At 61.6% G+C, this 12,185-nt stretch carries 11 protein-coding genes; 8 read left to right on the forward strand and 3 right to left on the reverse strand.

All coding sequences use genetic code 11. The annotated features are described in order from the left end of the window. Positions 1–20 precede the first annotated feature (20 nt). From ACUN8C_RS03535 to ACUN8C_RS03565, 7 genes are all read left to right on the forward strand, one after another. A complete protein-coding gene (locus tag ACUN8C_RS03535) occupies positions 21–1,181 on the forward strand; it encodes an ATP-binding cassette domain-containing protein (protein ID WP_445620925.1) in 1,161 nt (386 codons plus the stop codon). Continuing rightward, positions 1,178–1,813 carry an ABC transporter permease gene (locus ACUN8C_RS03540; protein WP_445620926.1) on the forward strand — a complete coding sequence of 212 codons (636 nt, stop codon included), beginning with the start codon at positions 1,178–1,180 and terminating at the stop codon, positions 1,811–1,813. Before ACUN8C_RS03535 ends, ACUN8C_RS03540 begins: the two co-directional genes overlap by 4 nt. After that, positions 1,813–2,496, forward strand: coding sequence for an ABC transporter permease (locus ACUN8C_RS03545; protein WP_445620927.1), 684 nt, complete (start codon positions 1,813–1,815; stop codon positions 2,494–2,496). Before ACUN8C_RS03540 ends, ACUN8C_RS03545 begins: the two co-directional genes overlap by 1 nt. 117 nt (positions 2,497–2,613) lie before the next feature. Next, positions 2,614–3,573 carry an ABC transporter substrate-binding protein gene (locus tag ACUN8C_RS03550; RefSeq protein ID WP_445620928.1) on the forward strand — a complete coding sequence of 320 codons (960 nt, stop codon included), beginning with the start codon at positions 2,614–2,616 and terminating at the stop codon, positions 3,571–3,573. 258 nt (positions 3,574–3,831) lie between these two features. Further along, complete coding sequence (locus ACUN8C_RS03555) at positions 3,832–5,325, forward strand: NAD-dependent succinate-semialdehyde dehydrogenase (protein WP_445620929.1); 1,494 nt, start codon at positions 3,832–3,834, stop codon at positions 5,323–5,325. Between the two features lie 127 nt (positions 5,326–5,452). After that, complete coding sequence (gene eutB, locus ACUN8C_RS03560) at positions 5,453–6,433, forward strand: hydroxyectoine utilization dehydratase EutB (protein ID WP_445620930.1); 981 nt, start codon at positions 5,453–5,455, stop codon at positions 6,431–6,433. A gap of 6 nt (positions 6,434–6,439) precedes the next feature. Continuing rightward, entirely contained in the window at positions 6,440–7,426 is a 987-nt protein-coding gene (locus ACUN8C_RS03565) for a cyclodeaminase (RefSeq protein ID WP_445620931.1), read from the forward strand. A 181-nt stretch (positions 7,427–7,607) separates the two neighbouring features. Here ACUN8C_RS03565 and ACUN8C_RS03570 read toward each other — a convergent pair whose 3' ends face one another. Both ACUN8C_RS03570 and ACUN8C_RS03575 read right to left on the reverse strand, forming a co-directional pair. Next, positions 7,608–7,991 (reverse strand): hypothetical protein, encoded by a 384-nt coding sequence (locus ACUN8C_RS03570; RefSeq protein ID WP_445620932.1) that lies wholly within the window; start codon positions 7,989–7,991, stop codon positions 7,608–7,610. An 85-nt stretch (positions 7,992–8,076) separates the two neighbouring features. Next, a complete protein-coding gene (locus ACUN8C_RS03575; protein ID WP_445620933.1) occupies positions 8,077–9,246 on the reverse strand; it encodes a zinc-dependent alcohol dehydrogenase in 1,170 nt (389 codons plus the stop codon). Positions 9,247–9,592: 346 nt separating this feature from the next. Here ACUN8C_RS03575 and ACUN8C_RS03580 point away from each other — a divergent pair, with 346 nt between their 5' ends. Continuing rightward, positions 9,593–10,483: an NAD-dependent epimerase/dehydratase family protein gene (locus ACUN8C_RS03580; RefSeq protein WP_445620934.1), complete on the forward strand. Its 891-nt coding sequence runs from the start codon at positions 9,593–9,595 to the stop codon at positions 10,481–10,483. 83 nt (positions 10,484–10,566) lie between these two features. On the opposite strand, the gene zwf is transcribed toward ACUN8C_RS03580, so the two are convergent. After that, positions 10,567–12,171, reverse strand: coding sequence for a glucose-6-phosphate dehydrogenase (gene zwf, locus ACUN8C_RS03585; RefSeq protein WP_445620935.1), 1,605 nt, complete (start codon positions 12,169–12,171; stop codon positions 10,567–10,569). Positions 12,172–12,185 lie beyond the last annotated feature (14 nt).

The raw sequence follows: 12,185 nt of genomic DNA on the forward strand, positions 1-12,185 counted from the left end.
AATTTCAGGAGGATACGCCGTTGACGGATGATCATCGCCAACGTGACCGCGCAGAAGATCGTGATACCCACGACAGCAGTGCCATCGTGTTTGAAGGGGTCACCAAGCGCTACGGCGATGGCACGGTGGCCGTCGAGTCGCTGGATCTGACCCTGCCGGCCGGCGAGCTGACCGTGCTGGTGGGGCCCTCGGGCTGTGGCAAGACCACCACGCTTCGCATGATCAACCGGCTGGAAACCCTGAGTGACGGGCGACTTCTGATCGGTGATCGGGACGTCATGTCGGTGGATGCCACTCGTTTGCGCCGCCAGATCGGCTATGTCATGCAGCATTCGGGGCTCTTTCCCCACAAGACCATCGCCGACAACATTGCCGTCGTGCCGCGCCTGCTGGGCTGGGACAAAAAGCGCATTCGCGAGCGCGTCGCCGAGCTGGTCGAACTGGTGGGGCTTGATGACACGCTGGCCGGGCGCTATCCGCATCAGCTGTCCGGCGGACAACAGCAGCGCGTGGGGCTGGCGCGGGCGCTGGCCGCCGACCCGCCGATCCTTTTGATGGATGAACCCTTTGCCGCGGTCGACCCCATCGTGCGGGCGCACCTGCAGGAAGAGTTTTTGAACCTGCAGCGCCGGGTGCAAAAGACCATCGTCATGGTGACCCACGATATTGATGAGGCGATGAAGCTCGGTGATCGGGTGGCCATTTTCGCCCAGGGCGGCAGGCTGGCCCAGTTCGACACGCCAACGCGTCTTCTCTCGGCGCCGGCCAGTGACTTTGTGGTGGATTTCATAGGGGCCGACCGTGAACTGCGCCGTCTGGCGCTGGAGCGCCTTGACAGTCTGGAGCTGGATGCGGGTCTGACCGCGCCGCGTGATGAGATTGTGGCGCGGGCACGCAGCTACCTGCAGCAGGCCGGCAGCAGTGGCATCGTAGTGCTCGATGAGCAGCGCGCGCCGCTGGGCTGGCTGGACTGGGACACCCTCAAGCAGGCAGACGATCGGGCAAGAATCGATTCCTTGCCGCTCAAGCCATGGCGTCATCGTCTTTACGTCCATGACAACCTGCGCAGCGCGCTCAATGCCCTGATCAGTGCGCCTGGCGAGGTCATGCCGGTGCTTAACGCTCAGGGGCGCTACTTGGGCGTGATCGATCAGCTGCAGCTGACAAGGCGGCTGTCATGAACTGGGACTGGGTCGTCTCCAACAGTCATCAGATTACGGCGGCGCTGTTGCAGCATGTCCAGCTGGTGGGGCTGTCGCTCCTGTTCGGTTTCCTGATCGCCTTTCCGCTGGCGCTTCTGGCCGTACGCTGGCCGCGACTTTATGGTCCGTCGCTGGCCGTCACCGGGGTCATGTTTACCATCCCATCGCTGGCGCTGTTCATTTTGCTGATGCCCTTCACCGGGCTTTCAATGGCGACCTCGCTGATCGGGCTGACGCTCTACACGCTGTTGATCCTGTTTCGTAACATCGTTCAGGGGCTGCGCGGGGTGTCGCCGATCGTTCGTGAAGCGGCACGGGCGCTTGGCTATACGCCGGCCCGGCGGCTGTTTACCGTTGAGCTGCCCATTGCCCTGCCGGTGATCGTGGCGGGTATTCGCATCGCGGCGGTGACCATCATCGGCATGGTGACGGTGACGGCGCTGATTGGCCAGGGCGGGCTGGGACAGCTTTTCATCACCGGCTTTACCCTGAGTTTTGCAACGCCCTTGATCATCGGCTTTGTGCTGTCGGTGGCGCTGGCGGTCACGGTGGATCTGGCGCTGGTCGGTCTTTTGTATTGTCTGACGCCCTGGCAGCGGGGAGTGCGCTGATGAACAGTGATGTCATGACGCTCATGACCGGGGTGATCGACTTCTTCTCCCAGCCGATGAACTGGCAGGGGCCCGGCAGTATCCCCGACCATATTCTTGAGCATGTCACCTACGTGCTGATCTCGACGATGATCGGTGCCGCCATCGCGCTGCCGATCGGCATTGGCCTGGGGCATAGCGGGCGCGGTGGGCTGCTGGCCATCAACATCTCCAATATCGGGCGCGCCATTCCGGCCTTTGGCGTCATCATCCTGGTCTTTCTGCTGGCGGGTTATGGCGTCATTCCGGTAATCGTGGCACTGGTGGCGCTGGCCATTCCGCCGATGGTCACCAACAGCTTTGTCGGCATGCGCGAGGTGGACCCGGCCGTACGCCAGGCCGCCGTGGCGCTGGGCATGACCGGCTGGCAGCGTCTGTGGCAGGTAGAACTGCCGATCGCCATGCCGTTGATCATGGCAGGCGTTCGCACCTCTGCCGTACAGGTCATGTCGACGGCAACACTGGCGGCCTATGTGGGGCTGGGCGGTCTCGGGCGCTATCTGATCGACGGACTTGCCGTGCGCGATCTCGCTCAGGTGCTGGTGGGCGCCATACTGGTGGCCGTGCTGGCGATGGTGACCGAGCTTCTGTTTGCGGGCCTTCAGAAGCTGATCACGGCCAAAGGGCTGCAGCAGCAAGGATGATGACAATAGCAGGGATGATGGCCGTAGCAGGATGCACGCAGTGCCTCTCTGGGCCAGAATCGACAGACCAATGACGAACACAAGGGAATGCACTTCATGACAAAAGGGATCAGGGTTATGAACATGGACATGGGGCGTGGATGGAAACTGGGGCTCGGGGCGCTGGCACTGGCAGCCCTTGCCGGCTGCTCCGGCGATGACGATGACCGTACCGACAAGGACACCACACAAAATGGCGACAAGGCTCAGGCGAGCCTGACCATCGGCTCGACCAATTTTCCTGAACAGTTGATTCTGGCCAACATCTACGCCGATGTGCTCAGAAGTGACGGCGTCAATGTCTCCACCCGTCTCAACCTGGGCTCGCGCGAAGTCGTGTTCCCGGCGCTGACCAATGGTGAAATCGATTTGCTGCCGGAATACTCCGGGGCACTGATGACGTATCTTGATCAGGATGAGGCTCATGTTGACGCCCGCAACAATGAGGACGTCATGACGGCGCTGCGCAGCGTTCTACCTGACGGGATCGAGGCGCTGGACGCCTCGCCGGCCGAGGATCGCGATGCGCTGGTGGTCACCTCCGAGACTGCCGAGAAATACGGTCTGGAAACCTTTTCCGATCTGGCACCGGTCTCCGGTGAGCTGACCCTGGGCGGGCCGCCGGAAACCCGCACACGTGATGTCGGCATTCCCGGGCTCAAGCGGGTCTATAACATCGAGTTTGCCAATTTTCGCTCACTGGATGCCGGTGGGCCGCTGACCCGTGGGGCGCTGTCCAACGGCGATATTGATGTGGCGCGCATGTTCTCTTCTCAGGGCGCCATTGCCGAAAACAACTGGGTGGCCCTCAAGGATGACAAGGATCTGGAGCCGGCCCAGAACATCGTGCCGATCGCACGCACTGAGGCGTTAAACGACGAGATGCGCGATAGCCTCAACCGCGTGTCAAAAACCCTGACCACGGAAGATCTGCAGGACATGAACCATCGTGTCGAGATCGACAAGGCCGATCCGGCGCAGGTCGCCAGTCAGTGGGTCGATGAGCACATGGATAGCGACCAGAAAACGATGAATTAAGAAGCGCCACTGCTTTTGCTGCTGGCCAGCGCCGCCCTTCGAGGCGGCGTTTTTGTGTCTGCGGGTTGTCGTATCGTCCGGGTCTGCACCGACATTGACCAAAAAAACACCAGGTTGCACAGCGCATAAGAAAAAAAAGTCACGGTGGCAGGCGCGGGGACAGAAAAAACCTCCCGGGCGTCTCTGTCACGCTTGAAGGCAGGTGGCGACAGCCTCTTTACCGGCTGCCGGCATCCTCCTTTTTCATCACGTGCATCCATGACGCGCCTGCGTCCAGGAGGTGACATGCAGCTCAACGACCCGCGCCTTTTTCGCCAGCTTGCCTATGTCGATGGCCAATGGACGGCCGGCCGCAGCAATCATGATGAGCCTGTGCTGGATCCGGCCAACGGCGAAACCCTCGGACACTGCGCGCTGCTGGACGCCGAGCAGATCACCAGCGCCGTGACGGCGGCCGAGCGCGCCTTCGCCGGCTGGCGGGCGCTGTCAGTGGATGAGCGTGGCCGACAGCTCCATCGCTGGCATCAGCTTCTTCTGGAGCATCGCGAGGACCTTGCCCATCTGATGACGCTGGAGCAGGGCAAGCCGCTGCGCGATGCCCGTGGCGAGGTGGATTACGGCGCAAGCTTCATTCAATGGTTTGCCGAAGAAGCGCGCCGCGCCTACGGCATGACGATTCCGAGTCATATTCCCAATGCCCTGCTGGGCACGCTCAAGGAGCCGGTGGGTGTGTCGGTGATGATCACGCCCTGGAACTTTCCGCTGGCCATGATTACGCGCAAGGCAGGCGCGGCACTGGCCGCGGGCTGTCCGGTGATCGTCAAGCCCGCCAACGAGACGCCGTTTACGGCGCTGGCGCTGGCGGAACTCGCCGAGCGCGCCGGCATCCCGCCGGGCGTTTTTAACGTGGTCACCGGGGAGCCTGCCACCGTATCCGAGGTGCTCTGCACCGATAGTCGGGTGCGTTCGGTGTCGTTTACCGGTTCCACGCGGGTAGGCAAGCTTTTGATCCGTCAGAGCGCCGGCAGCGTCAAGCGCATGTCGCTGGAGCTGGGCGGCAATGCGCCCTTTATTGTCTGTGAGGATGTGGATGTCGACGAGGCTGCCCGTGATGCGGTGGCGGCGAAGTTCCAGACCGCCGGTCAGGACTGTCTGGCCGCCAATCGCATCTTCGTACATCGCCGTATTTATGACCGCTTTCTGGAGCGCTTTGCCGTGCACATGAAAGCCCTCAAGGTGGGCAGCGGCATGATGGAGGTCGATATTGGCCCGCTGATCCATCGCCGCGCAGTCGAGGCGGCTCAGGCCATCGTCGATGATGCCCTCGCCCAGGGTGCCCGGCTGGTGGCCGGGAACCAGTCGATGGCGCCGGGCGCCAACTTCTTTATCCCCACGCTTCTGGCCGACATTACCCCGGCCATGCGTGTCTTTCGCGAGGAGACCTTCTCACCGGTCGCCGGCGTGTGCGCCTTCGATGATGACGAGGTGGTCGTGGCGGCCGCCAATGACACCGAATATGGTCTGGCGGCCTATGTCTACAGCAACGACGTCAAACGCATCTGGAAGATGATGCGCGGGCTCGAGTACGGCATGGTCAGCGTCAATACACTGAAGATGACCGGTGCACCAATTCCCTTTGGCGGGGTGAAGCAGTCAGGGCTTGGCCGCGAGGGTGGTGCTCAGGGGCTGGAGGAGTATCTTGATACCAAGTACTTCTGTCTGGGGAACATGCCGGGGCCGTCCGGCAGCTGAGGCCATGGCGCAACGCCGGCTGCCTTGAAGCAGCCGGCCCCGTGCGCCAGGGTGGAACGGTTCCAGAGTAAAGCAGTTCCAGAGTAAAACACCGTGGCGCATCCGCCTTCCATCGACAGAGAACGCCATGACCCGCTGTCCCGTGACCCTGCACGATATCTATCTCGCTCGCGCCCGGATTGCGGGACAGGCGGCGAGAACGCCGCTGGTGAAATCCGTTTCTCTTTCTGAGCGTTTCGAGGCCGAGGTCTATCTCAAGCTTGAGACCCTGCAGCCCAGCGGGGCCTTCAAGCTCAGAGGGGCGCTGAACGCCATTGCCGCGCTGGAAGAGGCCACACTTGCCCGCGGGGTGACCACGGCCTCGACCGGCAACCATGGCCGGGCGGTGGCCTGGGCGGCATCCCGGCTGGGGGCGCACGCCATCATCTGCGTCTCCGAACTGGTGCCGGCCAACAAGGTCGCTGCCATCGAGGCGCTGGGCGCCGAGGTGCGCACGGTGGGGCGCAGTCAGGATGACGCCTTTGTGGAGGCGCGCCGACTGGTCAATGAGGAGGGCATGACGTTGATCGAGCCCTTCGATGATCCGCTGGTCGTGGCCGGGCAGGGCACCATCGGCCTTGAGCTGATGGAAGACGTCCCCGGCCTCGATCGGGTGCTGATCGGTCTTTCCGGCGGTGGATTGCTGGGGGGTATCGGACGCGCCGTACGGGGGATCAACCCGCCGGTGCGGGTCACCGGCGTGAGCATGATGGCGGGAGCCGCGATGATCGAGAGTCTGGCAGCCGGGCATCCGATCGCGGTCGAGGAGATCGAAACATTGGCGGACTCGCTGGGTGGCGGTATCGGTCTTGAAAACCGCTGTACCTGGCCATTGGTGCGTGAGGTGATGAGCGATCACTGTCAGGTCAGCGAGCATGCCATTGCTCGCGCCATGGTGCACTTTCTGGAAACCGAGAAAATGCTGGTAGAAGGCGCCGCGGTCGTCGGGCTCGCGGCGCTTGAGGAGCATGCCATCGATATTCGCGGGGAGCGGGTCGCCCTGATCGTGTCCGGCAACGGTGTAGATATGGCCACCTGGCAGCGGGCAAAAAACATGGTCGACCCATGAACCATCATGCAGAACACGGGAGCAGGGATGGAGCTTTACAACCGCACGCAGATTCAGGACGTTGTTCGGCTTGATCACGCCGCGCTCGACGCCGTGGAAGCCGGCTTTCGCGCGCTGGGGCAGGGCCGGGTGGTGCAGCCGCCGATTCTCTCCATGACGATTGAGGAGTCCAACGGCGAGGTTGACGTCAAGACGGCCCACATTCGCGGCCATGATCGCTTTGCCATCAAGGTCAGCCCCGGTTTTTTTGACAACCCGTCACTGGGCCTGCCGAGTCTCAACGGGTTGATGATCGTCTTTTCGGCCAAAACCGGGCTGGTCGAGGCCGTGCTCTTTGACGAGGGGTATCTCACCGATATTCGTACCGCGCTGGCCGGTGCCATTACCGCCAAGCATCTGTCTCGTGGCGACAGCCGCCGCGCGACCGTCATCGGGGCGGGCGTCCAGGCCGAGCTGCAGATTGCCGCGCTCAGGCTGGTGCGCGATATCGACACCGTCGATGTCTGGGCGCGCGATACCGATCGCGCCAACACCTGGGCCGAACGTATGCGAACGCGGTTTTCCGATCTCACCGTCAATGTGCATGGCGACATTGAAAGCGCCTGCCGTGAGGCGGATGTGATCATTACCACCACACCGTCGAAATCGCCGCTGCTCAATGCCGATCATTTGCCTGCCGGCGTGCATGTCACCGCCATGGGTTCGGACAGTCCGGAAAAACGGGAGCTCGAAGCGTCCGTGATGACGTGCGCCGATGTGTTCGTGGCCGATACCCGCGCCCAGAGCGAGACCAACGGTGAACTCAAGGCCTGGGCTGGCAAAACGGTGCCCTTTGAGGTGCAGGAGCTGGGCCAGGTGATAGCGTCCGGCCAATCCCCTCTTACGGGGCACGATCAGATCACGGTATGCGATCTGACCGGCACCGGGGTGCAGGATACCGCCATTGCCGGTTTTGCCCTGTCCCGTTTGAGGGCAGAACAGATCAGCCGGTGATGCGGGGCTCGCCGGGCTGGTAGCGAGGCATGGGCAGCGTCGCGCGCATGTCCGCAGGTGTCTCGAAATCCTTTGCAATACCGCGCATGTGCGCGACTGGTTTTGGGAAACCGGAGCGGCGGCTGTAGTCGGGTGTGATGCCGCCCATGTATTTATGGCGGCCATGCAGTTTGCCGGCACACTAGGCTTCCAGCGCCGTGGCAACACCCAGCGCCAGCATCGTGCCATTGATATTGGCCTGATGCGCCTGCGGCTCGCGTCGCACCCAGGCCAGTGCCGCCAGATCCAGCGCGTTGCCGACCACCCGGGCCTTGAGGGCCGGCCCCGGGTGATCACTTAAAGCCCCCATCCCGGTAAGGATCTGGCGCACGCCACAGGCGCGCACCCAGTGCTCACGGCCTTCGATACCCAGCGACCGTGTAATGCGCTCCGGCATGAAGAGCTCGGCCAGACCCAGCCCCACACCGGTCCAGCCGATGAGGCGTGCCAGCCGGTCGTTGCCATCCAGCGATCGCGGGCCGCCATGATCGCCCGGATTGGCGGGCAGATGATGCGATGTCGTCATGTCAGTGCCTCCCTTTGCCTGTTGACGTGCCTTTTGACGAGAGTGCCTCTTAAAGGAGAACCTGGTTGTAAAGGAGCGCTAAACATCATGGCTTGAGCACCACCTTGATGCAGCCATCCTGTTTTTCCCGGAATGTTTTATACATGTCCGGCCCCTGGTCGAGTCCCATGGTGTGCGTGATGACAAAGGACGGGTCGATCTGGCCGTCATCAATGCGCGCCAGCAGATCGTCGGCCCAGCGTTTGACATGGGTCTGGCCGGTGCGCACCGTCAGGCCCTTGTTCATCAGGGCCCCCACCGGGATCTTGTCGACCAGCACGCCATAGACACCGGGAATCGAGATCACCCCGGCCGGACGACAGACGTAGATCATTTCACGCAGTACGTGCGCGCGGTCACTTTCCAGCATCACGGCCTGTTTGACACGGTCATAGACGCTGTCCAGCGAGCGGGTGGCATGGGCCTCAAGGCCGACGGCGTCGATGCACTTCTCGGGACCCTTGCCGCGGGTCAGCTCATTGAGCCGTTCCAGCACGCTTTCATCGTCAAAGTTGATGGTGATGGCGCCGCCGGCACGGGCCATGGCCAGGCGCTCGGGCACGTTGTCGATCATGATGATCTGCTCGGCACCCAGCATCAGCGCGCTGCGCACGCAGAACTGACCCACCGGACCGGCACCCCAGATGGCCACGGTATCGGTGGGCTGGACGTCACACTGAACGACCGCCTGCCAGCCGGTGGGAAAGATATCGCCCAGAAAAAGCACCTGCTCGTCGGTGAGCGTGTCCGGCACCTTGATATGGGTATGATCGGCAAAGGGCACACGTACATACTCGGCTTGGCCGCCAGCGTAACCCCCGGTGAGGTGCGAGTAGCCGAAAAGGCCGGCCCCGGCGTGCCCAAAGGCGGCATCCGCCAGCGCGCGGTTACGATTGGAGCGTTCGCAGACCGAGAAGTTGCCACGACGACACTGTTCGCACTCACCGCAGGTGATGGTAAAGGGCACCACGATGCGGTCGCCGACCTTGAGATTGCGCGTCTCGCTGCCGACTTCCATCACCTCGCCCATAAACTCATGCCCCAGCACATCACCGGATTCCATGGCGGGAATGAAATGGTCGTAAAGGTGCATGTCCGAGCCACAGATGGCGCAGCTGCTGACATTGACGATGGCGTCGCGCGCATCCTCGATGGTGGGGTCGGGTACCGTGTCGTAGCGAATATCATTCTTGCCGTGCCAGCAAAGCGCCTTCATGGCGTGACCTCTCTGTCAAAACGGTCCGGAGAATCGGCGTTGTCATGGCGTCGCCGACTGATAAAAAGGGTGCCTTTCCAATCTGGTTCAGTACGCCAGGAGGTACAAGGTGAAGATCAGGGAAGGTATTAACGCTGGATAAGAAAGGAACAAAAGAAGGGTCTTCCGGGGAATTGCCGTCATCGTTGGCCGGTAAACACCGCTGGCGCAGACGTCGCCGGATTCGGAGGAACGTTGTGTGGCTACCCGGGGGAGCGGTGTACCGGTCAGGTCGCAAGGGGCATTGGCGCCACGGACCGTTCCTTGCCAGAGTGTCATGATCGTTTCATCAATCGGGGAGAGCTTCATGCGCATTCTGTTTACGGGCGGTAGCGGCAAGGCCGGCCGCCATGCGACGGCTTATCTTCGCGACCAGGGACATCGGGTCACCAATCTGGACTGGGCACCCTCTGATACGCCGGGCATCGCGCACCTGACCACCGATCTGACCGATGCAGGCCAGGTCTTCAATGCCTGCAGGGCTTATGCCAGCCCCGATGAGCTTGAACCGGGCACCGGCGTGCCGAATTACGATGCCATCGTCCACTTCGCGGCCATACCGGCCATTTTGCACCGGCCGGATAACGAGACGTATCGCATCAATACGTTGAGCACCTATAACGTGCTCGATGCCGCCACCAAACTGGGCATCCCCAAGGTCATCTTTGCTTCCAGCGAAACCACCTACGGCATCTGTTTTGCCGATGGCGAGGTAAAGCCGGACTATCTGCCCGTGGATGAAGAACATCCCACGGTGCCTCAGGACAGCTACGCCATGAGCAAGGTGGTCAACGAGGTCACTGCGCGCTCTTTCCAGACGCGTTCGGGCATCGATATCTACGGCCTGCGCATCAACAACGTGATCGAGCCGCACGAGTACCGTGAGATGTTTCCGGCGTTCATGGAAAATCCTGCGCTGCGCCGTCGTAACATCTTTGCCTATATTGATGCTCGCGATCTGGGGCGGATGGTCGAGTGCTGTCTGCAAACGGATGGACTGGGCTATCAGGTATTCAACGTCGCCAATGACGATCTATCGGTGAGTCTGACCAGCGCCGAGGTGATCGAGCGGTTCTATCCGGATGTGCCGCTCAAGCGTGAGATGGGGGAGTTCGAGACCTTTTACAGCAATGAGAAAGCGCGCCGTCTGGTCGGTTTCGTACCGAACTACTGCTGGCGAGACGAACTGGCGCAGTAGCGCCGGAACCGAGGCCCGGGCAGCGATCACCATTATGAACCTGTAAAACAGGGCGAAGGCGCCACGCGCCTTCGCCTTCCATCCTAGTCTGTTTGGCGACGTGAACCACCGGGTACCGGCGCCACGCCGGGACCTGTGACCTCGCCGATCTTGTGCCACTGACGCCCATCGCGTTCGAGCAGGTCATTGGCGCTCTGCGGACCCTCGGAACCCGCCTCATAGACCTCGACGCTGTCATCTTCTGACCAGGCATCAAGAAAGGGCTGCACGGCGCGCCAGCTGTTTTCGATGGTATCCACGCGCTGAAACAGCATCTGATCGCCGGTCAGGCAGTCATAGATCAGGGTTTCATAGCCGGTGGCGGCCGGCAGATCGAAGAAATCCTTGTAGGCAAAGCCCATTTTGACGGTGTCCATTTCAAGCTCCGGCCCCGGGCGCTTGGCCTGAAAGTCGAACCACATGCCTTCGTTGGGCTGAAGCTGGATGATCAGCCAGTTGGAATTCATGCGATCAACGTCAGTGCCGCGGAACTGGGCGTAGGGCGCCGGCTTGAAGCAGATGGCGATCTCGGTGTCGCGCGCACTCAGTCGCTTGCCGGTGCGCAGATAGAAGGGCACATTCACCCAGCGCCAGTTATCGACCATCATCTTCATGGCCACATAAGTCTCGGTGTTGCTGTCTTCTTCTACATCAGGCTCGTCCCGGTAGCCGGGCACGTCCTCGTCCTGAAGCCGGCCGGCACGATACTGGCCGCGCACCGAGTTCTCGCGCACTTCTTCTCTGGGCCAGGGGCGCAGGGCACCCAGTACCTTGGCCTTTTCGCTGCGCAGGGCATCGGCGCCGAAGGCCGCCGGTGGCTCAATGGCCACCATGGCGAGCAGCTGAAAAAGATGATTGGGCACCATGTCCCGCATGGCCCCGCTTTTTTCATAGAAGCTGCCGCGCTTTTCAACGCCGACCGTCTCTGCGGCAGTGATCTGGATATGATCGATATAGTGATTGTTCCAGAAGGGCTCGAACAACACGTTGGCAAAGCGGGCGACCAGAATATTCTGCACCGTCTCCTTGCCCAGGAAGTGGTCGATCCGATAGATCTGCTCTTCTTTCATGACTTCCAGCAGCTGGGCATTGAGCGCGCGGGCCGATTCGAGATCATGACCAAAGGGTTTTTCCACCACCATGCGACGGTAGCGGTTGTTGCCTTCCTTCATCAGATCGGTCTGGCCCAGCTGGGTCGCGATCTCGCCAAAAAAGCGCGGTGCCGTGGCGCAGTAGAAGATGGCGTTGTCGCTGGTCGCCTTGTCGAGATATTGGCCGATCCGGGTGTAGATGTCCGATTCGGTAAAATCGCCCTGAAGATAATGAATGCGCTGGGCGAAATCCTGCCAGTGTGCTTCATCGAGCTCCTGACCGCCGCCTTCGGCGTGCTTGTCGGCGGCCTTGTCAGCGATGAAGTCCTTGAGATGGCCTCGAAAACTTTCGTCATCGTGCTCGGCGATATCGAGGCCCACGATATTCATGCCGCGGTCGAGCAGGCCGTCGCGGTCCAGGTTGTATAGCGAGGGCACCAGCAGGCGTTTGACCAGATCCCCGCTGGCGCCAAAGATGAACATGGTGGTGTCGTCGGCCGGGGGAGCAGCCTTTTGTTGCTGCCCGTCCTTTTGATGCTGCGGGTCGGTCTGGGTCATGTCATCGCCTTGTG

Source organism: Kushneria sp. Sum13 (genome assembly GCF_052692355.1).